The 22141-nt window shown below is 61.2% G+C and carries 26 protein-coding genes; 4 read left to right on the plus strand and 22 right to left on the minus strand.

Translation table 11 applies throughout. The features are described from left to right. Positions 1-48: 48 nt before the first annotated feature. The 21 genes from IEQ42_RS06365 to IEQ42_RS06465 form a co-directional block, all read right to left on the minus strand. A complete protein-coding gene (locus IEQ42_RS06365) occupies positions 49-852 on the minus strand; it encodes a hypothetical protein (protein ID WP_042557276.1) in 804 nt (267 codons plus the stop codon). 25 nt (positions 853-877) lie between these two features. Next, positions 878-2104, minus strand: coding sequence for a beta-ketoacyl-ACP synthase (locus tag IEQ42_RS06370; protein ID WP_150687604.1), 1227 nt, complete (start codon positions 2102-2104; stop codon positions 878-880). Next, on the minus strand, positions 2104-2832 hold the full coding sequence (locus tag IEQ42_RS06375) for a 3-ketoacyl-ACP reductase FabG2 (RefSeq protein WP_210702929.1): 729 nt from the start codon (positions 2830-2832) through the stop codon (positions 2104-2106). Before IEQ42_RS06375 ends, IEQ42_RS06370 begins: the two co-directional genes overlap by 1 nt. Next, positions 2825-3289, minus strand: a complete 465-nt coding sequence (locus IEQ42_RS06380) for a hotdog family protein (RefSeq protein WP_150596011.1) — start codon at positions 3287-3289, stop codon at positions 2825-2827. Before IEQ42_RS06380 ends, IEQ42_RS06375 begins: the two co-directional genes overlap by 8 nt. After that, positions 3286-4482 carry a beta-ketoacyl-[acyl-carrier-protein] synthase family protein gene (locus IEQ42_RS06385; protein WP_210702930.1) on the minus strand — a complete coding sequence of 399 codons (1197 nt, stop codon included), beginning with the start codon at positions 4480-4482 and terminating at the stop codon, positions 3286-3288. The genes IEQ42_RS06380 and IEQ42_RS06385 overlap by 4 nt, the downstream gene beginning before the upstream one ends. After that, complete coding sequence (locus IEQ42_RS06390) at positions 4479-4961, minus strand: hypothetical protein (RefSeq protein ID WP_210624090.1); 483 nt, start codon at positions 4959-4961, stop codon at positions 4479-4481. Before IEQ42_RS06390 ends, IEQ42_RS06385 begins: the two co-directional genes overlap by 4 nt. Before the next feature lie 131 nt (positions 4962-5092). Further along, the gene (locus tag IEQ42_RS06395) at positions 5093-5818 is read right to left on the minus strand and encodes a class I SAM-dependent methyltransferase (protein ID WP_210702931.1); all 726 of its coding nucleotides are present in this window, start codon (positions 5816-5818) and stop codon (positions 5093-5095) included. Further along, a complete protein-coding gene (locus IEQ42_RS06400) occupies positions 5815-7062 on the minus strand; it encodes an NAD(P)/FAD-dependent oxidoreductase (RefSeq protein WP_210702932.1) in 1248 nt (415 codons plus the stop codon). Before IEQ42_RS06400 ends, IEQ42_RS06395 begins: the two co-directional genes overlap by 4 nt. Then, positions 7049-8212: a cation:proton antiporter gene (locus IEQ42_RS06405; protein ID WP_210702933.1), complete on the minus strand. Its 1164-nt coding sequence runs from the start codon at positions 8210-8212 to the stop codon at positions 7049-7051. Before IEQ42_RS06405 ends, IEQ42_RS06400 begins: the two co-directional genes overlap by 14 nt. After that, complete coding sequence (locus IEQ42_RS06410) at positions 8209-10548, minus strand: MMPL family transporter (protein WP_210702934.1); 2340 nt, start codon at positions 10546-10548, stop codon at positions 8209-8211. Before IEQ42_RS06410 ends, IEQ42_RS06405 begins: the two co-directional genes overlap by 4 nt. Then, positions 10532-11134, minus strand: a complete 603-nt coding sequence (locus tag IEQ42_RS06415; RefSeq protein WP_210702935.1) for an outer membrane lipoprotein carrier protein LolA — start codon at positions 11132-11134, stop codon at positions 10532-10534. The genes IEQ42_RS06410 and IEQ42_RS06415 overlap by 17 nt, the downstream gene beginning before the upstream one ends. Beyond that, a complete protein-coding gene (locus IEQ42_RS06420; protein WP_095187415.1) occupies positions 11131-11556 on the minus strand; it encodes an acyl-CoA thioesterase in 426 nt (141 codons plus the stop codon). The genes IEQ42_RS06415 and IEQ42_RS06420 overlap by 4 nt, the downstream gene beginning before the upstream one ends. Beyond that, entirely contained in the window at positions 11549-13093 is a 1545-nt protein-coding gene (locus IEQ42_RS06425) for an HAL/PAL/TAL family ammonia-lyase (RefSeq protein WP_210702936.1), read from the minus strand. Before IEQ42_RS06425 ends, IEQ42_RS06420 begins: the two co-directional genes overlap by 8 nt. Then, the gene (locus tag IEQ42_RS06430) at positions 13074-14021 is read right to left on the minus strand and encodes an LpxL/LpxP family acyltransferase (RefSeq protein ID WP_210702937.1); all 948 of its coding nucleotides are present in this window, start codon (positions 14019-14021) and stop codon (positions 13074-13076) included. The genes IEQ42_RS06425 and IEQ42_RS06430 overlap by 20 nt, the downstream gene beginning before the upstream one ends. Continuing rightward, positions 14018-14752: a glycosyltransferase family 2 protein gene (locus IEQ42_RS06435; RefSeq protein WP_210702938.1), complete on the minus strand. Its 735-nt coding sequence runs from the start codon at positions 14750-14752 to the stop codon at positions 14018-14020. The genes IEQ42_RS06430 and IEQ42_RS06435 overlap by 4 nt, the downstream gene beginning before the upstream one ends. Next, positions 14745-16424: an acyl-CoA synthetase family protein gene (locus IEQ42_RS06440; RefSeq protein WP_210702939.1), complete on the minus strand. Its 1680-nt coding sequence runs from the start codon at positions 16422-16424 to the stop codon at positions 14745-14747. The genes IEQ42_RS06435 and IEQ42_RS06440 overlap by 8 nt, the downstream gene beginning before the upstream one ends. Further along, the gene (locus IEQ42_RS06445; RefSeq protein ID WP_150593964.1) at positions 16421-16966 is read right to left on the minus strand and encodes a COG4648 family protein; all 546 of its coding nucleotides are present in this window, start codon (positions 16964-16966) and stop codon (positions 16421-16423) included. The genes IEQ42_RS06440 and IEQ42_RS06445 overlap by 4 nt, the downstream gene beginning before the upstream one ends. Further along, positions 16963-17217 carry an acyl carrier protein gene (locus tag IEQ42_RS06450; RefSeq protein ID WP_042557293.1) on the minus strand — a complete coding sequence of 85 codons (255 nt, stop codon included), beginning with the start codon at positions 17215-17217 and terminating at the stop codon, positions 16963-16965. The genes IEQ42_RS06445 and IEQ42_RS06450 overlap by 4 nt, the downstream gene beginning before the upstream one ends. A 9-nt stretch (positions 17218-17226) precedes the next feature. Continuing rightward, positions 17227-17487, minus strand: a complete 261-nt coding sequence (locus tag IEQ42_RS06455; RefSeq protein ID WP_047299425.1) for a phosphopantetheine-binding protein — start codon at positions 17485-17487, stop codon at positions 17227-17229. Beyond that, on the minus strand, positions 17468-18277 hold the full coding sequence (locus IEQ42_RS06460) for a lysophospholipid acyltransferase family protein (protein WP_210702940.1): 810 nt from the start codon (positions 18275-18277) through the stop codon (positions 17468-17470). The genes IEQ42_RS06455 and IEQ42_RS06460 overlap by 20 nt, the downstream gene beginning before the upstream one ends. Next, positions 18253-18978 (minus strand): beta-ketoacyl synthase chain length factor, encoded by a 726-nt coding sequence (locus IEQ42_RS06465; RefSeq protein WP_210702941.1) that lies wholly within the window; start codon positions 18976-18978, stop codon positions 18253-18255. Before IEQ42_RS06465 ends, IEQ42_RS06460 begins: the two co-directional genes overlap by 25 nt. Before the next feature lie 356 nt (positions 18979-19334). On the opposite strand from IEQ42_RS06465, the gene IEQ42_RS06470 reads away from it, so the two are divergent. Further along, positions 19335-20105 carry a ParA family protein gene (locus IEQ42_RS06470; RefSeq protein ID WP_042557297.1) on the plus strand — a complete coding sequence of 257 codons (771 nt, stop codon included), beginning with the start codon at positions 19335-19337 and terminating at the stop codon, positions 20103-20105. A gap of 129 nt (positions 20106-20234) precedes the next feature. Here IEQ42_RS06470 and trxC read toward each other — a convergent pair whose 3' ends face one another. Beyond that, positions 20235-20669, minus strand: a complete 435-nt coding sequence (gene trxC, locus IEQ42_RS06475; protein ID WP_210702942.1) for a thioredoxin TrxC — start codon at positions 20667-20669, stop codon at positions 20235-20237. A 194-nt stretch (positions 20670-20863) separates the two neighbouring features. On the opposite strand from trxC, the gene IEQ42_RS06480 reads away from it, so the two are divergent. The 3 genes from IEQ42_RS06480 (at position 20864) to IEQ42_RS06490 (ending at position 22114) form a co-directional block, all read left to right on the plus strand. Then, on the plus strand, positions 20864-21160 hold the full coding sequence (locus tag IEQ42_RS06480) for a type II toxin-antitoxin system HigB family toxin (RefSeq protein ID WP_047299429.1): 297 nt from the start codon (positions 20864-20866) through the stop codon (positions 21158-21160). Further along, on the plus strand, positions 21157-21558 hold the full coding sequence (locus IEQ42_RS06485; RefSeq protein ID WP_047299431.1) for a helix-turn-helix domain-containing protein: 402 nt from the start codon (positions 21157-21159) through the stop codon (positions 21556-21558). The genes IEQ42_RS06480 and IEQ42_RS06485 overlap by 4 nt, the downstream gene beginning before the upstream one ends. Positions 21559-21658: 100 nt before the next feature. Next, on the plus strand, positions 21659-22114 hold the full coding sequence (locus tag IEQ42_RS06490) for a hypothetical protein (protein WP_210702943.1): 456 nt from the start codon (positions 21659-21661) through the stop codon (positions 22112-22114). Positions 22115-22141 lie beyond the last annotated feature (27 nt).

Raw genomic sequence — 22141 nt, forward strand, 5'->3', positions numbered from 1 at the left:
TCTGTGAAAGGGCGCCGAAAGGCGCCCTTTGTCGTTTCTACAGTTCCATCAATCCACGTGCGCCAAATCCCCACGCAACGCCACACTCGACACCACCAACCCGGCGCGGCACTGGAATTTTTCGGTGTCTTTGTAGAGGTCGCGCTGGTCGACACTGGCGATATTGATCACGGCGTTGGCGTCGGCCTTTTTGGCGGCGTTCTGCAGGGTTGCGAGGGCCGATTGCAAGGCCCAGAAGCAGGCGTCTTCGTCGGACTTGTTCGAGCCGTTGGTCTTGCGGCTGCTGCTGACGGTGTCGAGTTTGCGCACCTGTTTTGGCAGGGTTTCGCCGGCCAGGTAGAACTTGACGCTGCCGTCGAGCAGGCCGGCGTCGGTGGCGCGTTTGACGCCTTCGCGGAAGCTGAGGTAGGTCGGCTCGTCGGCGCCTTGCTTGATGATGCCAAGGCTGTTGACGGCTTCGATGTCCGGGTTGATCGACAGCTCTTTGAGGACGTTGTCGCGCAGACGGTTGACCCAGCGGTTGTAGTTGCCGTGGATCTTGCCGTCCTTGGCATTCAGGCCGTAGCTGCTGCGGTAGTCGATTTCGAACGAAGTCGGGGTGAACGGGATGTCGACTTCGGCGTGATGCCGACCACGCACGGTGATCGCGGCTTTGATCATGCCCGGACGCACCGATTGCACGACCCATTGGCGATCATTGAGCGCAGTGACGATGGCGCGGCTCATCTGTGATTCGGTGAAGCCCAGGTTGCTGGAGAACTCTTCCTTGGCGTTGTACACCGGTTTGCTGGTGCAACCGCCGAGTACAAAAGCCAGGGCCAGCAGGGCGGCGATGCGGTGAAACTGAGTCATTCCCTTCACTCCAAACGTGTAGCGGTCAGTGCCAGCGGCGGAAAATCAACGAGGTGTTGACCCCACCAAAAGCGAAATTGTTGTTCATCACGTATTCGTTGCTCATCTGGCGGAATTCACCGCGCAGGTAGTCGAGCTTGCCGCAGTGCGGATCGACCTCATCGAGGTTGAACGTGTGCACGTACAGGTCGCGGTTGAGCATTTCGATGCTGAACCACGACTCCAGCGCTCCGCAGGCCCCCAGCGTATGGCCGAGAAAACTCTTCTGCGAGCTGATCGGCATGCGTTCACCGAATAAGCTGCTGGTCGCCAGTGTTTCGGCAATATCGCCTTGTTCTGTAGCGGTGCCGTGGCCATTGACGTAACCGATTGCATCCGGTGTGAGCCCGGCGTCTTCGAGCGCCAGTTCCATCGCACGGCGCATGGTGGTTTGTTCCGGGCGTGTGGTGTGCTGGCCGTCGGCGTTGCTGCCGAAACCCACCAGCTCGGCGTGGATATGTGCACCGCGAGCAAGGGCGTGTTCCAGCTCTTCGAGCACCAGCATGCCGCCGCCTTCACCGATCACCAGACCATCGCGGCCCTTGTCGTACGGACGTGGGCTGGTCTGTGGCGCGTCGTTTTTCAGGCTGGTGGCGTAAAGCGCGTCGAACACCATCGCTTCGGTCGGGCAGAGTTCTTCGGCGCCGCCGGCCAGCATCAGCGGCAGGCGTCCGAACTTGATTGCCTCGTAGGCATAACCGATGCCCTGACTGCCGCTGGTGCAGGCGCTGGACGTCGGAATCAGACGCCCGGTGAGGCCGAAGAAGATGCTGATATTCGCCGCTGTGGTGTGCGGCATCATGCGCACGTAGGAGTTAGCGTTGAGGCCCTCGGCCACCGAGTTGAGCAGCATGTTGCCGAACGCCTTGATCTCGTCGGTGCTGCCGGTGGACGACCCGCAGGCTACGCCCATACGCCCGTCCTTGATCGATGCGTCGCCGAGCAGGCCGGCATCGGCCAGGGCTTGTTCCGCTGCACCGACAGCCAGACGCGAAACCCGGCCCATGCTGCGCAGTTGCTTGCGGGTCCAGTGCGCCGGGACGACGAAATCATCAATGGGGCCGGCGAGACGTGTGTTCAGTTCGCTGAAGCGATCCCACTCGTCCATCCGGCGGATGCCGCTGCGGTTGGCCGCGAAGTTGCCAGCGATGGTCTGCCAGTCGCTGCCCAGCGAGGTGATGCCGGCCATGCCGGTGACAACGACGCGCTTCATCAGCACAAGCCTCCGTTGACCGCCAGGACCTGGCGGGTGATGTACGAGGCTTCCGCCGACATCAGGAAATTCACGGCACTGGCCACCTCTTCCGGGGTGCCCATGCGTTGCGCGGGGATCATTTTCATCAATTCTTCCACCGGCACGTTTTCGTCGAGCATCGCTGTGTCGATCAGGCCTGGCGCGACGCAGTTAACGGTGATTTTGCGCTTGCCCAGTTCGATCGCCAACGCTTTTGCGGCACCGATGACGCCGGCCTTGGAGGCGCTGTAGTTGACCTGGCCACGGTTGCCGATCAATCCCGACACCGAAGTGATGCAAACAATGCGACCGGCGGCGCGGCGACGGATCATCGGCATCATCACCGGGTGCAGGACGTTGTAGAAACCGTCGAGGTTGGTGCGCAGCACCACGTCCCAATCGTCGTCGCTCAGGGCTGGAAAGGCACCGTCGCGGGTCAGCCCGGCATTGAGCACCACACCGTAATAGGCACCGTGGGTTTCAACGTCGGCTTCGAGAATGGTTTTGCAGGTTTCACGGTCGGCGACATCGAACTGCAGGATGCGCGCGTTGCGGCCCAGCGCTTGAATTTCAGCCTGCACTGCCTGGGCGTCGGCGACGCCGCTGCGGCAATGCAGGACGATGTCGTGGCCGGCCTGCGCCAGACGCAAGGCAATGGCGCGGCCGATGCCACGGCTGGAGCCGGTGACCAGTACGGATTCAGTCATCGTTCGACTCCTGTGTCTGTTGCAGATATTGGGACGGTTGCGGCGGGCGGAACACATTCAGTCGAGCGCTGGCCTGGATGCCGGGCGCAGTGATGTGGCATTCGAACACGCCCATGCCGTTGTCATCTTCCAGCGAGCGGATGCCATGGACGGTCAACTCGCTGCCGGCCGGAAACGCTTCGACGTTGCACTCGAACTTGCGTGTGCCGAGCAGGAAACCCAGTTCCACCGGATTGCCTTTGCGCCGTGCATGACAACCGGCGAACGCAGCGACGCTTTGTGCCATCAGCTCGACGCCGACCCACGCCGGCAGGCTGCCGTCGGGCAGGCTGAACAGGCCGTCAGGCTTGACCGTGAGGCAGGTGTAAATCTGTTCATCGTCGAAGCGGGTGATCTTGTCGATCAGGATCATGTCGCCTGCGTGAGGCAGCAGTTCGGCGAGCGGCCAGTCAGTCATGGGGCGTCTCCGATAATCAGGCTGACGTTGTTGCCCCCGAAGGCAAACGAGTTGCTCATCAGGTAGCGGGGTGCAATGGACGTCAGGGGTTCACTTGCGGTCACCCACTTGAGCGCTGGCAGGTCGGGATCGGGTTGGCCGTCCCAAACGTGCGGCGGAAGCGCGTGGCCTGGGTTGTCAGCGCTCAGGCTCAGCCAGCAGAACGCCGCTTCTAGCGCGCCGGCAGCACCGAGCGTGTGACCGGTCATCGGTTTGGTCGACGAGCACGCCACGCCGTCGAGGAACAGCGTGGCGACCGCCAGGCTTTCCATGGCGTCGTTGTGTTGGGTGGCGGTGCCGTGCAGGTTCAGATAGTTGATTTGCCCAGGCTGCAATTGCGCGCGACTCAGGGCTTTTTGCATCGCTTGCAGCGCGCCGCGCCCGCTCGGTTCCGGCGCCGAGATATGGTGCGCATCGGAACTGGCGCCAGCGCCGAGCAGGGCGATGGCCGGACCCTCCCCGCGTTGCTTGCTCATCACGAACAGCACCGCGGCTTCGCCGATGTTGATGCCGTTGCGATTGGCCGAGAACGGATTGCAGCGCTCATCGGATACCGCTTCCAGCGATGAAAAACCGTTGAGGGTCAGCTTGCACAGGCTATCGACGCCGCCGCACAGCACTGCATCGCACAGACCGAGATCGAGCAGGCGCTGCGCGCTCATCAGGGCGCGTGCGCTGGAAGTGCACGCGGTGGAAATCACGTAGGCCGGCCCGCTCAGTTGTAGCCAGTCGACAAGGAAATTCGCCGGGGCGCCGAGTTCCTGTTGCCGATAGTCGTATCCGCTCGGGAACTGCTGTTCACGAAGGAAATGCGCCAGACCACGACTGGCTTCGTCAATGCCCGAGGTGCTGGTGCCGAGCACCACGCCGATGCGCTCGCGGCCATAAGTCTCAATGGCCCGGTCGATGTCATCGCGGATCTGCAACGCGGCTTCCAGCAAAAGCTGATTGTTGCGGCTGCGCTGGTCGGCGAGTTCTGGCGCAATCGCTGCCAGCTCAACGTGCACGGCGGCCACCGGCAACTCACGCTCCGGCACCCAGCCGGATTCGCGACGCATGCCGGAGCAGTCGCCAGCGAACAGGTTGTGCGCAACTTCATGCTTGTCTCGGCCCAGTGCGCAGATTACGCCGAGGGCATTCAAGTAGGCGGTCATGGCGTCGGTTCACCGAGGGGGGAGACGCGGTAGTGCGGGCCTTGAGGCAGTTTCAATTCGAAGCTCAACGGTTGTGAGTAGCGGATATCCCAGCGCGCGGGCAGGGAGCGTTGCTCACCCTGTTGCTGCGCGGCGGGGTAGTTGCGCAGGAGTTCGCCGGACGGGGTCAGGGCGAACAGGAGCGCGGCGAACAACTCCCGGGCTTCGGGATTGGGCGGCAGCAGGCCATCGGCCTGCCAGCGTCCGTCGATCAGTTGCTGACGTGCCTGGGGAATGCCCAGCGGGTCCATCATCGACCAGCGGATGCCGGAACCTTCACGCTGGATCACCAGCAGCCAGTCCTGGCGTTGCTCGGCGAGGTTACGTTCGATGTGCAGTTGCAGGGGCAGCGGTAGAGTCGGGTTGCCCGTTGGTAGTGGTGCGTGAGTTGCGCAGGCACCTAGCAGCGCGATGCAGACCAACAAAAACAGTCGCAACACCCAAGAACCTGTGGGAGCTGGCTTGCCAGCGATTGCGTCGGCACGTCCAATATTGAGGATGACTGATCCACCGCTATCGCTGGCAAGCCAGCTCCCACAGGGTGGGTTGTGTACTGATCGACTGCCGTACATCAGATCTCACCTTCCAGCGGCTTGCGCGCAACCACGTTCACCAGCGTCTCTTCCCGCTGCCCGAACGGTTTGGGTTTGAGCAATCCAAACCGCTCCAGCAAACCGAAATCCTTCGACCGGCTCCACCACAAATAGGGGTACGAAACATTGCGCTCGCCAAACTCAAAACCCTGCTCGCGAATCATCTCCAGATACTGCGCGGCGCTTTTCTGCACGTGCATTGGATGGCGGAACAGCCAGCGAATCACCCAGGTATCGATGTAAGCCTCGGTCGATTCAGCAAAGAGCAGATAACCGCCAGGCTTGAGCACCCGATAAAACTCGGCCAAGGCCTTTTCCTGCTCGACCAGATGATGAAAGGTCTGGTGGCAGAACAGCAGATCGACACTGGCATCCGGCACGTTGAGCATTGCGCAATCGCTGCCGATCAGCTCGACGTGCAATCCCTGACGCGCCGCTTCTTCGGCGCTCAATTCAAGGCTGCGCGGATCGGCATCGATGCCGATCAAACGCTGAGGTGCAAAGGTCTGGCGCAAATGGCCGAACGATTTGCCCTGACCGCAACCGGCATCGAGCAGCACCGGGTGTGCCGGCGGTGCTTCGCTGAACAGCCCACGCAGATCGTTGATTGCCACGCGCAACACGTGATGCTGCCAGGTGTGGCTGCGCAGGAACCAGAAACCGAAGCGGGTTTCCTCGACGTAGCTGTCGCTCCGGTAATTCATGGGGCGTCCTTTGCACAAAGTTCGGAAATCATCTTCAACCGGCGCCGAGCTTCGCTGACGAACGGGTTGCGTTCATCCCAGGCATAACCGGCGAGAATCGAGCAGATCATCCGGCGAATGTCGGCCTGGCTCTGTTCATAAAAAATCACATCCTGGAAGGTCCCGGCGTACCAGCCCTCGACATAGCAGCGGAAGGTGTCGACGCCGCGTTTGAGCGGCTCGGCAAACTCGCTTTGCCAATCAACCGTTTCGCCCTGCAACTGACGATGCAGCACTGCCGCCGCCATGCTCGCCGAACGCATGGCGATGGTGACGCCGGAGGAGAACACCGGATCGAGAAATTCCGCCGCGTTGCCGAGTAACGCAAAGCCCGGACCGTGCAGGGTTTTGACGTTGGCTGCGTAGCCGCCGAGGGTGCGCGCCGGAGTATCCCACTCGGCGTTGTTGAGGACGCCGGCCAGACTTGGCGTTTCGGCGATGAAACCGCGCAGACAGGCGTCAAGATCGGTATCGCGACCTTCGAAGTGTTCGGCAGCGGCGACTACGCCCACCGAACAGCGACCATTGCTGAACGGGATGGTCCAGAACCAGATATCGCGATGCTGCGGGTGCGTGGTGACGAGGATTTTTTCGCGGTCGAACGCCGGGTTGTCGATGTGGTCTTCGACGTGAGTGAACACCGCCTGGCGCACCGGGAAATTCGACGGCGCCTCCAGATCCAGCAAGCGTGAAAGCACGCGACCGTAACCGCTGGCATCCAGCACGAAATCCGCTTCGACGCGGTATTCGCTGCCGTCTTCGCGGCGCACATCCAACTGCGGTTTTGCCCGGTCGAAATCGACGCTGACGATGGCATCGCCATAGCGAATCTCGGCGCCTTGCAGCGCGGCTTGATCGGCCAGCAGTTTGTCGAAGTCGGCGCGCTGTACCTGGAACGTGGTCGGCTTGCCGTTGGTGAAGGTGTCGCCAAAATCAAACGCGCTGTAGCGTTCGCCCCAGGCAAACGCCGCGCCGGTCTTGCGCTGGAACCCGGCGGCGTTGACGGCGTCGAGCATGCCGGCTTCTTCGACGAAGTCCAGGCAATGGCTGAGCAGGCTTTCGCCGATGGAAAACCTTGGGAAGTGCTGACGCTCGATTACCAGCACGTCGTGCCCTTTGCGCTTGAGCAGGGCGGCGGCGATGGCGCCCGAGGGGCCTGCGCCGATGATCACGACCTGACGCGATTCCATTTCAACGATTGGCACGTGAGCTCCGGGGCAGTGGATTGTTCAAATTCAATGGGGCGCGATGCAGGCCGATGAGGGCTGGCAGCAACGTCGCGATCAGGCCCATCAGCATCAGCGCGAAGTACAGCGCCGGCGTGATGAGCTGTTGTTGCAACAGCAAGTTGAGAAAGACGATTTCGCTCAGGCCGCGAATGTTCAGCAGCACGCTTTCCCGCCAGCGACTGGCACCCTCGAACGAGGCACCGGCCCAGCCGAGGCCAAGCCAGTTGCCGAGCAGTTTACTGGCAATCGGCACCAGCAGCAGTGCCGCCCATTGCAGCGCGCCAAGGCTGGCGAGGGCGGCGTGTACGTCGATTTGCACGATGCCGAACGTGAGGATCAACGGGATCGCGATCCACGTCTGCAAACGGCTCATCCAGCGCGCCGGCAACGGCAGCACCAGCGGTATTTTCAGCGTGGCCATGCACAACAGGTAACCGATGCCGAAAATCAGCGCATTGAGTTTGTAGTGCTCGGCCAGCACCAATAACGCGAAGAAGCCGAGGCTATAAGTCAGCGGTCGCTGCACACCGAACAGACGCAGCAGCAAGGGCGCACACGCCAGCCCCAGTGGTAGCAACAGACTGCTCAGGTGCAAACTGCCTTGGGCGAGGCCGAACAGGGTCCAGCAGGTCAGATCGATCAGGATCGCGGTTTGCACCAGCCGTCGTGTGGCGGCGGGCGGGTAGTCGATGTGCCGCAGATACAGATACAGCACCGGAATGGCCGTGATGGCGAACACCAGACCGATAGCCAACGAATTGAGCCACGGTTGCGCCGGCAGCAGCCAATAGGCGGTCGCCAGGCCACAGGCGAACGGCACGGCGAAACTCGGTACGGCGATTTTCACGCTCTGGCGATCCAGACGCAGGTCGATCACATCGCTGAGGATGTGCCCGAGCAACAGGGCAAAACTCAGGCTGTAGAGGTCTTTCAGCCACGTCGGCGCGATCAGTTCGGCGCCGCTGAGCTGCCAGCCCGGTTCGATCCAGAAATACATCAGCAGCGGCAAACCGAAGCTCGCCAACAGCAACTGGCTGACAATCGGAATCAGGCCGAAGTGGCGACCGACGCGGGTCGCGACAAAGAACAGCGCCAGGGCCAGCAGCCAGAATCCGACGATCATCATGCTGCCGGCTCCGCGACTTTTGCGGTATGTGGGTGACGCCCGGCCCACGGTGCAAGCATGAAGCTGAAGGCCAGACCGAGGCTGACCGATAAACCGAAGTTGCTCACTGCTGGCGTGCTCGATACCGCCAGCAAACCGAATGACAGCCACGTCGTCACGGCCGCCAGCAACGTGCCGAGCAGACTCACCGCCGCGCCGCCGACTTGCTCACGCATGAGAATCGCGTAATCGACGCTGATCGCTGTCACCAGCAGCAGGCCGAACAGGCTGAACAATGTCAGCGGCTGGCCGAGCCAACCGAGGCTGGCCAGACTGCACAGCGCTGCCAGCAACGGCAGCGTGACGATGCGCAGGGCGCCGCCGAGACCAAACGGCAGGATCAACACCAGCACGATCAACACGCACGAGGCGAGTTTCAGTTCTGCCGCGCTGATCTGCGTGGCGGCGAAAACACTGTTCAATTCCCCGAGGCGATCCACAAGCACCACCCCCGGTAAATCCAGCGCCTGCACCCGCAGCAGCGAAGAATTGTTCAGGCCTTGCAGACTGGTGATCGCCGCCACGCCCTCTTCGGTCGGACCGAGCCACAACGTGCGGTAGGGCTCGCCGAGCGGACCGACCAGCGCGGCGTCGATGTCCTCAAAGGACAATCTTTGCAACTGCTGCAACTCGTTTTGCAGGGCCATTACCGGCACGCCGAGATCGAGCAGCGGCTGCCAGAACTGTGGAAGCTTGTTCAGCGCCTGGCGCACTTGCTCTTGTTGACTTGGCGGGCTGACCAGTTGATCGAGCGCCAGAAAACCTTGCAGTTTGTCGAGGTTGACCAGTTGCTCCAGACGTTCGCTCAGTGCTGCTTGGCGTTCCAGCAGTTCTTGTTGATTGGCTGCACGCACCAAGAAGAATTGGCTGGTCGGCTGATACCCGGTGATGCGTGCGATGGTCTGCGCTTCGTCGGTCAGTTGCTGTGGCGCGCCGACCCATTGGCGGATGTCGTTTTTGCTTTGCAGTTGCACGAGGCCGCCCACACAGAAGGCGATCAACAGCGCCAGCAGTATTGGCGTGCAGATGCGCTCCAGCAGTTTTTCCCGCAGGGTTATTAGCCGTTTGGCCAGATGCAGCGGCCATTGCGCCGGGCGCAGTTCGACATTCTTCAACAGCGCCGGCAGCAGGCACACCGCCGACAGATAGGCGCCCAGCAAGCCGGCGGCGGAGAACACGGCGATTTGCGTCAGCGCCGGGAAGGGCGTCCACGCCAGCGCCAGATAACCGATGGCGCTGGTGATCAGGCTCAGCGTCAGCCCCGGCAGGGTCAGGCGCAAGGCGGGCCAACTGCGCCACGGTTTCAGGCTCCAGCTCTTCGACAGATAGTGCAGCGGGTAATCCACCGCCACGCCGATCAGGCTGGAACCGAGTACCAACGTCATCACGTGCATATGGCCGAACAGCGCCACACACGCCACGGCACCGAACAACATGCCGACCAGCACCGGCACAAATGCCAACAACACGCGCCAGCGGCGGAACGCCAAAAGCAGCAATAGCAGAATCCCGACTGTGGCGCCGCCGCCCACCCAGGTCATCTCGCGAGTGGCCTGTTGCTGACCACTGGCCGCGTACAGCAGACCGCTGGCGGCCAGAAGCTGCACGTCGGATTTCGCTGCCTGATCACGACTGTGCTCAAGCAGATCGGCCACTTGCAGCGGCAGGTTCATGTCGAAGGCATTGCCGGTGGTGCGTGCGCGCAACAGCACCCAGCTCTTGCCGTCGGCATCGGCGACCAATGCACCGCTACCGATGTCCAGTTGCACCGCGCCTTGTTGCGGCTGGCTGTTCTGGATGCGTGCAGTCAGGCCCAGCCAGTCGTCCTGACTCGGCACCAGACTGAAACCGCTGAACGGGTCGAACAGTGCCTGCACCCGTTGCTGAATGAAGGCGTCGGGATGTTCGATCAGGAGTTGCCGATCATTCGCCGAGAGCATCGCCAGCCGCCCTTGCAGCAATTGCTTGCGCAAGGCGGGGAGGTCTGCTTGCAGGTTCCACTGCACTTTTTCGAACAGTCCGCTGGCTTGCCATTGCTCCCCCAGCGTTTGCGCCATGGCCACTGCTTGCTGGCGATCGGCGTGGCCGACCAGCACCAGCATTTCGCGGTTGAGAGGCTCCTGCATGCGTTGTTCGGCGCGCAGTTCGAGAGCGTCGGGGTCGGTGCCCGGCACCAGTTCCATCAGGTTGGCGGACAATGGCGCACCGTCGCGCCACTGCCAACCGGCCAGCGCGACGACCGCCAGCAGCAGAATCAGGAACAGCCAGGGCAGCTTGCGTTCACTCGGCAAAGTCATGTTGCTCCGCGTCGCTCAACGGTTGGCCGGCGGTGCTGTCCTGCATGCGCAGCACGGTGCTGTCGCCCTGGGTTTCCAGCAGTTCGATGGTTTGCACCAGTTCGCCGCCGTCAATGTTGATCTGGTTGAACACTTGCTTGAGCAACAGCGAACGTGGGGTCAGGGTGAGTTTCCACCGTTGCGCGTCGCCACTGAGCGCCAGTTCGAAGTCGCGTTGCAGGCCGCTGCTGTCACCTTGCAGCACGGCGAGGAACAAACGGTTCTGCTCGGCGCCGGCGCTCTTGTTCGGCAGCAGTTGCCAGCCGTTGCCGTCACGCCGGGCAATGCCTTTGGCGCTGATGCGGTAATCCTGTTGCAGTGGGATTTTCAGCAGCCAGAGCAGGCCTTGGTTTTTTGCGAGGACGAAGCTGCCCTTGCTGATCAGCGGCTGGGGCAGGGCGCGCAGGTGTTTTTCCTGGACGAACTGGCCGTGGATCACGTCCGGCTTGGCCAGTTGTGCGCTCAGTTGTTGCAGGTCAAAGGCGTGGGCCAGTGACGACACGGCCAGCAGCACCAGCGCACCAAGACTTCTGAAAAACAGGTTCATCGCAGCATCCTTTCCACGGCATCAGTGAAGACTTTTGGTGAAGCCAGTTGCATCTCGCGGCTGCTCACTTCGACTGCCACTTGCACGGAGCTTGCGCGAGTCAGGCGTTCGCCGCTTTGCAGGTCGGTGATCAGATAGTTGATCTTCAGACGGTTTTCCCACTCGACCAGGCTGGCGCGCACGTTGAGTTTCTGGCCGAACACCGCGCCACGCACGTAGCGCAGTTGCAGATCGATGATCGGCCAGGCGTAACCGGATTCGACCATGTGCGTGTAGTTGTGGCCGATCTTGTCGAGCAACGCACAGCGCGCTACTTCAAGGTATTTGACGTAATGGCCGTGCCAGACCACGTGCATGGTGTCGACGTCGAAGAACGGGACGAGGATTTCCGTATCGGCGTGCAGTACTCCGGCGCTACGCATGCAGCCTCCAGTGTTGCGCAGCGATGCGTTGCAGGCACAGGCGCAGTTCGCCTTCCAGTGCGCGGTCTTCGATGACCGGCGGGAAGTCCTTGGCAAGTTCTTCGTGCATGGCGGCCAGCGCAGGCGGCAGCGCTCGGGCGTCTTCGGCTTGCGCGCGCAGCCATACACCTTGGTTCGCGGCGAGGAGCGTGGCGGCGGCGACCTGTTCGGTCAGCTCCAGCACGCGGATCGCATCACGGGCGGCGATGGTGCCCATGCTCACCTTGTCCTGGTTGTGGCACTCAGTGGAGCGCGAGAAGACGCTGGCCGGCATGGTGTTTTTCAATGCCTCGGCGGTCCAGGCGCTGGTGCCGATCTGCACAGCCTTGAAGCCGTGGTTGAGCATCGCCCGATCCGCTGTGGCGCCGGACAGATTGCTCGGCAAACCGTGGTTGTAACGTTCATCGACCAGCAGCGCGAGTTGACGGTCGAGCAGGTCGGCGACGTTGGCCACAAGGTTTTTCAGGCTGTCCATGGCGAACGCGATGTGCCCGCCGTAGAAGTGCCCGCCGTGCAGCACACGCTCGGCTTCGGCGTCGATGATCGGGTTGTCGTTGGCGCTGTTGAGTTCGATCTCGATGAACGAGCGCAGCCAGTTCAGGCTGTCGGCCAACACGCCGAGGACATGCGGGGCGCAGCGCAGCGAGTAGCGATCCTGCAAGCGGTGCAGCGGCGCAGTCGGCGCGTCGATCGCCAGATCCTTGCGCAGCCACGCGGCCACTTGCATCTGCCCCGGATGCGGTTTGGCGGCGAACAGGCGTTCGTCGAAATGCTCCGGATTGCCTTGCAGTGCCACGACGTTCAGCGCGGTGATGCGTGTAGCCAGTTGCAACAGGTAATCGGCGCGGGCGTAGGCGAGGCAGGCGAGGCCGGTCATCACGGCGGTGCCGTTCATCAGTGCCAGCGCTTCTTTGGGGCGTAACACCAACGGCGTCCAGCCGAGTTCGCGATGGACGTCGGCTGCTTGACGGCGCTCGCCACGGAACATCACTTCACGCTCACCGGACAGGGTTGCCGCGACGTAGGACAGCGGCGTCAGATCGCCGCTGGCGCCAACCGAGCCTTCTTCGGGAATCAGCGGCAGGATGTCGTATTCGAGGAAGGCGTGCAGGCGCTCGAGCAGTTCAATCCGCACCCCGGAAACGCCGTGGCACAGCGACTGCAGACGCGCCGCCAGCACTGCGCGGGTGGCTTGGGCGTCAAGCAGTTTACCCAACCCGCAACCGTGGAAAGTGTAGAGATGACGCGGCAGCGCCTCGACGTGATGCAGCGGCACCGCGACCACGCAGGAATCACCGTAACCGGTGGTCACGCCGTAGATCACGCCTTCCTTGTCCAGCAGCGAATCGAGGAACCGTGCGCCCTTGGCGATCCGTTCCCGGTAAGCGGCGTCGCTCTGCAACTGTACGGGCGCCTGACGGTTGGCCAGGGCCAGCACGTCTTCGATGCGCAGAGGGCGTTCGCCGAAAGTTACCGGCTCATGGGTTGGCGTCGTCATCGGTCTTCCAGAAAGGGTAAAAGTTGAACCATTGCTGCGGAGCTTCAAGGCAATAGTGACTCAGGCGCTGCGCGTAGAGGGTGGCCCACTGATGAATGACCTGCTCGCGCTCGCTGCGCTTCCACACGACGGCGTCGGCGAAGGGTTCGAGGGTCAGGCGATAGTGGCCGTCGGGTTGCTTGAGGCACATCAGCAGATTGACCGGGCATTTGAGGAGCCCGGCCAGCAGCCATGGGCCTTGCGGGAATGGTGCCGGATGGCCGAGGAAGTCCACGGTCACGCTACGGCCGCCGTGCAGCGGCACACGGTCGCCGGCAATCGCCAGCCACTCGCCGCGCTCCAGGCGTTCGTGCAGTTGCAGCATGATCACCGGGTCGAGTTCGCTGACCTGGATCAGGCGCAGATTGGTCGCCCCGGCTTCCCCCAGCAAGCGGTTGAACTGCTCGGCGTGCTTGGTGTGCACCAACACGTTCATCGTGACCTTTTCGCCGATTTCCGCCAGCGCCCGGCACACTTCGAGATTGCCCAGGTGTGCGCCGACCAGCAATTGCCCGCGACTGCCGCGCAACTGAGTGCGCAGCAGCGCCGGGTCGATGATTTCGATTTGCTCGATGCGCAGCTTGCCGTTCCACACGTCGAGCTTGTCGAGCAGCGAATCGGCGAATGCCATGAACTGGCCGAACACCCGCCAATGGCTTGGACGCAAGTCTTCGCGTTGGCTCCAGTCGGCCAGGTGCTGCTGGTATTGCCGGGCGCTGTGTCGGGCCGTGCGGCCGAACAGGAAAAAGTACAGGACGATGCCGTATAACAACGGGCTCAGCAGGCGGCGACCAAGCACCTTGGCGGCGAGCGCGGTGAATTTCATCAGCAGGAAACTGCCGCGTTCCTCGCGGTCGGCCCAGTGCTTCTTTTCGGTATCGACGGTCATGTCCGCCACCGTCGCCAGAGGATGAGCGGAAAGCGCAGCAACATGCCGAAGAACAGCCGCGTGTGCATGCTCGAAATCAGCGCGTTGTCATGGAACAGCCGAAAGTGCGAGACGCCATCCAGCGGGTAATGCACGCTGGTTTCCAGCCAGCGCATCGGCTGATTGCGCCACGCCAGGCGCACCAGAATGTCCGAGTCAAAATCCATGCGTTTGCCGACCTTGGCCGAGTCGATCACCGCCAGCGTCGCTGCAACCGGATAGACGCGAAAGCCACACATCGAATCGCGGATCTGCAGCGACAGTGTGTTGATCCAGACCATCACGTGGGTCAGGTAGCGCGCGTATAAGCGGCCCTTGGGCACGCTTTCGTCGAACAGCGGATAGCCGCAGATCATCGCTTGCGGATGTGCGCGCGATTCCTCAACGAAACGGGCAACATCGTGCAGATCGTGCTGACCGTCAGCGTCGACCTGTAGCGCGTGGCTGAAGCCCAGGCGCGAGGCTTCGCGCAGGCCGGTCATCACCGCGCCGCCCTTGCCCTGATTGATGGTTAGCCGCACTAGATGGACGTTGTCGCGCTCGGCCAGCACGTCCAGCACCCGCGCGCAGGACTGCTTGCTGGCGTCGTCCACCAGCAGGCACGGCAGACCTTGGGCGAGCAGGGCGTCGACAACGGTGCTGATCGCGGTTTCGTGGTTGTAGACCGGGATCACGGCGCAGGGGTTATGCATTGCCAGTCTCCAGAAGGATGCGGCCACTGGAGCAGGTCGCCATGTCATTGCGATAGGCGAAATACAATTTGCCGCGTTCGGGATCGAAGCGCAGGTGCAGCTGGACTTCATCGCCGGGACGCACCAGTTGCTGGAATTTCAGCACTTCCATGCCAGCGAAGGCACCGCTCAGGTTGAGCAGTTGCCGAGCGAGGTTCAGTGCCCATTCCACTTGCACCACGCCGGGTAACACGGGGGCTTTGGGGAAGTGGCCGCTGAAGTACGCCAGATCCGGCGGCACGCTCAGTTGCAGGCTCCATTCGCCGTCCGTTTCGGTTTGCTCCAGCACCTCGGGGGCTTTCGGTCGAGGGCCGAGCAGCAGCGCCTCGATATCCGCCTGCGGCAGTTTGCCCTGGCTGTTGAGCGGCATTTGCCGCAGCAATCGCCAGCGACGCGGCAGGGCCAAAGCTTCGCAGTGCTCTTTCAAGTGCTGGCGCAGGGCTTCGGTCAGGCTACGTCGACCGTGCTCGCGCAGAGCAAACAGGCCGGACTCGCTGAGCACCAGCAAGGCGCCGAGGGACGCACGATTTTCCTGAACAACGCCCAGGCGCGCTTCGGCAACCCAGTCGTGGGCGACCAGGGCTTGCTCAAGCATCGGCAAGGAAATGCGTTTTTCTTCGAGTTTGACGATTCGGTCCAGTCGACCCAGCAGTTCGAAACGGCCATCGGCGGCAATGCGTGCTGCATCGGCGGTGTGTTCGACATGCCCTGCAGGCAGGTACGGTGAGGCGATCAGCAGTGCACCGTCGTTGTCCTGACTCAATTCGACACCGGCGAACGGCTGCCACAGCTGCTCGCCCTGACGCCAGGCGATGCCGCCAGTTTCCGAGCTGCCGAGGATTTCAGTCGGCCACTGTTGCAAGCGTTGATGCAGGCTTTGAGCCGCGTCTACAGGCAGTGCGCCGCCCGAGGAAAACACCCGGCGCACGGCGCTCAAAGCTGGCCAGTCGAGGTTGTCACCCATGCGCTTGAGCAGCGCCGGGCTGGCAACCCAGGCGAAGGCTGGATACTCGCGGCTGGCGCGTTGCAGGTCTTCGGGGAATGCCAGTTGTTTGCGCACGAACGTTCGCCCGGCGCACAGCGGCCACAACACGCGAAACAGCAAACCGTAGATGTGCTGGGTGGCGACGCTGCCGATGATGCATGCGTCGGCGAGATCCGCGCCCCACAGCTGTTCCAGCGCCTGGACCTCATTGGCCAACTGGCGCAGGGTCTTGTCGATGCGCTTGGGCTCGCCGCTGGAGCCGGAAGTGCACAGGCTCAAGCGACACTGATCCAGATCCAGCTCGGCGCCGGGAAGTGGCGGCTGATGGAGTTCAGCTAAACCACTGTCGCCGGTCTGATCGGTCAGCCACAGATCCACTTCGCCGGACCAGCGCTGGCGGGTTTGCGCTTGCAAGTCCGAGGGCAGCAATACGCTGACGCCAGCGCGCCAGGCACCGAGCAGGGCGATGGCCAGGTCGGCGGCATCTTCCAGATGTACGGCCAAACGCTGCACGCCTTGGGCTTGCAGGCCGGCAGCCACGCTCAACGCCTGCTCGCACAGCTGTGCGTGATCCAATGCCGGGGCCTGGCTGATCGCCCGCGCCGGCAACGCCTTGAGCAACAGTTGCTCAAGTTTTATCCAGTTCATGTACGGCCTCTTACCCGTTGTCGTATCAGCCATTCAATGGCAAACATCAGGCCGATCAATCCGTAGGAGATCAGGCCGGTGTACAACATCCACCAACTCAGCGGCGCCCACAGGGTCAGGAGCGCGGCGCACAAACCGTTGCAGAAGAAAAATACGCTCCAGGCCACAGTGACCTTGCGCGTGTAGGCAATTGCGTTGGCCGGCAACTGCGGTTCACGCAGCCGCGCCAGGCGTTCGACCATCGGCGGGCCGTATTTCAGGCTCAGGCTGAACAGCACCAGCATGAAACCGCTGATCAGCACCGGATACCAGCGCAGCAATAGCGGGCTGTCGAACAGCGCCAGCAACAGGCAAAACATCATCGCCACGCAGGCCATCCACACACTGCCGGGTTTGCGTTCGCCGGTCAGTGCTCGCGCCAGCCACAGGCTGCCCAGCAGCAGGCCGAACTGCCACGGGGCAAAATGCTCCATGCCGAAATACACCGCAAAGGGATACAGCAGACCGGCCAGCAACAGGCCGAGGCCGATCAGTCGGCTCATGCGGCCGGGTGAACCAGACGGTAGACCGCCTCGACCACGTCACCGACAGTGCGCACCGATTTGAATTCTTCGGCGGCGATCTTCTTGCCGGTCTGGCGCTTGATGTGGTCGATCAGATCGACCGCGTCGATGCTGTCGATCTCCAGATCCTGATACAGGTTGGAATCCAGGCTTACACGGGAGGGATCCAGTTCGAACAGCTCGACCAGGGCATCACGCAGGGTGTTGAAAATATCGTCACGAGTTTGCATGGTCCGGTCTCAAGCTGCCTGTTTTGCCATGACGAAGGCCGCAAGGCTCGCCACGTTGGAGAAATGGTTGCGGGTGTCTTTGGCGTCGGCGTCGATCTTGATGCCGTACTTTTTCTGGATCGCCAGACCCAGTTCCAGTGCGTCGACAGAATCCAGGCCCAGGCCTTCGCCGAACAATGTTTGATCGTCGCCGATGTCGTCGACGCTGATGTCTTCGAGGCCGAGGGCGTCGATGATCAGCAATTTAATCTCACGGTGTAGATCGCTCATCTTCGGCGAGCTCCTTGATGAAGTAAGAATGCAAATAGTCGTTGAGCTTGCGCGAGGCCTGCGGTGCCGGGCCTTGTGCTGCGAATGTCTGTGGATCTATATCGGCCCCGACACGAAAACTGAAGTGTACGCGGCGCCTGGGGATCCGATACCAGGGCTCGGCTTTGGTCAGGGTGGTCGGGTTGACCTTGATGACCACCGGCGTAAGGATTTTCGCACCCCGTAGGGCAATCGCCGCAGCCCCCCGATGAAAGGCTGGCGCCTGGCCCGGTTGAGTACGGGTGCCTTCAGGGAAAATGATCAGGGTCTGGCCGTTTTGCAGGGACTCGGCGGCAGCATCGAGCATGTCCATGCTGCCGTCGTTGCTGATGTATTCGGTGCTGCGCAGCGGGCCACGGGTGAAGGGGTTTTCCCACAGGCTTTTCTTCACCACGCAGTTGGCCTGGCGCACCAGACCGATCAGGAACACCACATCGATCAGCGATGGATGATTGGCGATGATCATCTGCCCTGGACGACCGAGACGTTCAGCGCCCTGAATGTCGTAGGTCAATACGCCGGTGCGAGCCATGAATCGGACAAAAAACCAGAACAGCCGACTTACGGTGTGCCGCGCACGCTGACGGTGCTTCAGGGCATCACCGGGCAGACAGCCGAGCACCGGGAAAACCAGCACGCGCAGGCACAGCCCGCCCAGCCCGAACAGCGCGAAACTCGCCGCGGTGGCCAGCAGACGCCAGTAGTAGGCGTCGCGGTTCTTCTCGGTCACGGGTTGCGTTGCCAGGTCCATACGCGATTTTTCCAGGCATGTTGGCAAAGTGGCTGCTGGCCGAGCAGAGTGCGTAGCAAGTTGAGCGCGTGTGGCCAGTGCGCTTTGGACCGTGCTTCGGTGGTGCTGTTCAGGGTCAGCCGCCAGTCGGTACCGGGAGTGAGCAACAGACCCAGCGCGTAAGGAAACGGCACATCGTCGATCCACGCCGTATAGGCTGCGGGCGGCTGTTCTTCGGTAATCACCAGCAACACTGCCGGAGCGCCTTCATTGAGCAGGGCTGCGGCTTCGAGCATGCCGTGTTCGAGACCGTCGCCAGCGGCGGCGAGGGCGGTCATTTCGCTGGTTTCGCCGCGCATGATCGACCACAAGCCGATGATCGCGTTGTGCACCGAGAGGCTGAATTGCGTCGGCGACAGCGGTTCGTCTTTGGCAAGGTCACTGAGGATCTCGTAAGTGCGCGGGGTCTCGCCGTGTCGCGAGACGAACACCAGAGGCAGATTCTCCCGTCCGTCGGCCAGTGGCCAGCCGACACTGAAAGCCATTCTGGCCAGTCGGCTGAGGCGGCGGCGTTGCATGGCCGGCAAGAACGACACATCGGGCGCGGCATCACTGCTCTGGAGCACGACCGGTTGTCGGCTCCAGGCTTGCCATGCGTCCACGCTATCGAGCCCTGGGGCCCACGCGCGCCACTGGGCGATGTTGAAGTTGATCACGGACATTCATCCCGCCCCTGCGGGCTTTTTGTTGTGGCGTGAGTCGCCAAAGCCGCAGCAGGCTTGACGTGGCGCTTGGCGCCGGGTGGCGCGCATTATCCCGGTGACACGGGTGTGTAGCAAATGCTGGTTACATTTTGTGCAGTGAAATGTACCGAATGGTTCGCGGTAAAACTGTCACTTGGCCATTATCCAGATTGTCAGCGGCTTGTCTGTCGGCCATCTCGGCGATTGGTGGCGGTTTTTACTGGTCCTGCGCGCCGAAAATTGCACCTGACCTTGTAGTCCATGTCCGCGAAGGTAGCGAAGCGAGGCGGCGCGCATCTACACTCGGTCATTCTTTGATACACGGAGGTTTTGTCATGCGGCGCGTGGTGTTCAATCAGAAAGGTGGCGTAGGCAAATCCAGCATTGCCTGCAATCTGGCAGCGGTCAGCGCCAGTGAGGGTTATCGCACACTGTTGGTCGATCTCGATGCTCAGGCCAACTCCACTCAATATCTGACGGGGCTCACCGGCAACGACATCCCGATGGGCATTGCCGATTTCTTCAAGCAAACGCTGTCTTCAGGGCCGTTCTCGAAGAAGAATCAGGCGGATATCTACGAAACCCCGTTCGACAACCTGCACATCATCACTGCTACCGCCGAGCTGGCCGATCTTCAGCCTAAGCTTGAGGCGAAGCACAAGATCAACAAGCTGCGCAAATTGCTCGATGAGTTGTCCGAAGATTACGACCGGATTTATCTCGATACACCGCCGGCGCTGAATTTTTATGCGGTATCAGCGCTGATTGCTGCAGATCGCGTGCTGATTCCCTTCGATTGCGACAGCTTCTCGCGTCAGGCCTTGTACGGGTTGATGGCGGAAATTGCAGAATTGAAGGAAGACCACAACGAAGGGCTGGAAATCGAAGGCATCGTGGTCAACCAGTTCCAGGCGCGGGCCAGCCTGCCGCAGCAGATTCTCGATGAGCTGATTGCCGAAGGTTTGCCGGTATTGCCGGTGTATCTGACCAGTTCAGTGCGCATGCGTGAATCGCATCAAGCCAGCATGCCGCTGATCCACCTCGATCCGCGGCACAAGCTGACCCAGCAGTTTGTCGAGTTGCACAACCTGCTCGAAGACGCGTGACTTCTCGAAGCTCCCACAAAACCTGTGGGAGCGGGCTTGCCCGCGATGAGGCGGGCACATTCAGCATTTGAAGTGCCTGATCCAGTGTCATCGCTGGCAAGCCTGCTCCCACAGAGTTTTCAGGGTGTGTCAGATGCCCTGGCTACGCAGCCACGCCATCAACTGTGGCAACGGAAACGCCCCGCTCTGGCGCGCCACCTCCCGACCGTTCTTGAACAGAATCAGACTCGGAATCGAGCGAATCCCCAACTGCGCCGACAGCTGCTGATTCGCCTCGCTATCAAGCTTGGCCAGCCGACACTTGCCCGCCAACTGCGCAGCTGCCTGCTCGAATATCGGCGCGAACGACTTGCACGGCCCGCACCAGTCCGCCCACACGTCCACCAACAACGGCAGATCGCCTTTGATCTGGCTGGCGTAATCGCCTTGCTTGAGTTCGAAGGGTTTGCTCAGCAGCACCGCGGATTTGCAGCGACCGCACTTCGGCTGGTCAGCCAGACGCTCGGCGGGAATGCGGTTGAGGCCGTTGCAGGCGGGGCAAGGGATGAGCAGTGGGTCGGTCATGAGCAAGGTCCGATGAAGAGCTGATAAGCCTAAGTTGGAGACGTTTGCTCATATTTTCAATCGTGCAGGCTTCAAGGCTGCACCTAGGCTGGAGCACACCGAGCGGGTCCGTTGGTCTGCTCGGTAGTATCGCAACTTGCGATGATTTCGATCTGTGATTAACTTTCTATAGCAGAATGCGATAAGGATGTTGCATGCATGTGTTCAGTGAAAAACCGATTAGAGAGGCCAAGGCACGGTGGCCACAGGCAGAAAACGCGCTGGCGCAGTGGTTTCGTCTGGCAAGCAGGAGTTATCCAAAGGATTTCGCGGCGATGAAATCGATATTTCCCGCAATCGACAAGGTGGGCGAATTTCATGTCTTTGACATCGGCGGCAATAAGCTGAGGTTAATTGCTTTTGTCAGTTACCGATCACAGAGGCTTTTCATAAAGCATGTGTTGGATCACCGCGAATATGACCGTGGGAAATGGAAGGAGGCAAAGGTATGAGTGTGTTGATCAAGACGGTTGCTGAACATTGGGAGTTTGTTTCTCCATTGGTTAGAAAACCCAAGAGCGAAGAGGACTACGACTCCTTGGTTCGGGCAGTCGACGAGATACTCGAGATTACCGGCGATGACGAGTCGCATCCGTTGATGAGCCTGGTCGACATCATTGGTGACTGGATCAAAGAATGGGATCACACCCATCACCCCATGGCTCAAGCGAGCGGCGAAGAGGTTCTCGGTTACATGATGCGTGAACACGGCTTGACCCAGAGCGATCTGCCGGGTGTCGGTACACAGTCGGTTGTTTCTGAAATCTTGAATGGCAAGCGCAAGCTCAACTTGCGCCAGGTCCGCTGGTTGGCAGAGCGCTTCAACGTGCCGGTAGATGTATTTATCTGAAGGGCACGGCAAGACCACGCAACGTCATGACAGTCGCACTCTGCTAGCATGTCGCGCGGCTTTTTCAGCCGTAGCTGTCAACTAAAGGGAATTAACTGTCATGAGCCACACCCAAGAGGCCGCTGTGCCTACCGATTCCACGCCTTACAAGGACGCGAGCATGAGTTGCGGGCATTGCAACTACACGCTCAAACCGACGTATCACCAAGCGTTCGAACTGGTTCGGTTGCAGCCCATCAACTGTTATCAGTGCAGCTCGGATCTATTGCTTGATGAAGCCGACCGTCAGGTGCTGGACAAAAAACTACATACGGCCACCCGTATCGGTAAGTTGGCGTTGTTGATTCTGGGGCCGTATTTCTTGATCAGCCTGCTCGCGACGCTCTATTTCATGTTCTTTGCCAAACCACCTTTCCCGGGATTCTCGGGCGTATTGTTTGGCGGCGGGCTAGTGATCGGGTTCCTGCTCAAGAGCGCCGCAACGGACAGCGAAGAGCGCGTCTTCGTGCTATTCAAGCAAGGCGAGCGGCCTCCTGCGCAAACGCAAGCTGCGTAACTCAACGCTTGTGAGGCCCTGCGAACG

It is taken from the genome of Pseudomonas iridis, from assembly GCF_017980685.1.
GTDB lineage: Bacteria > Pseudomonadota > Gammaproteobacteria > Pseudomonadales > Pseudomonadaceae > Aquipseudomonas > Aquipseudomonas iridis.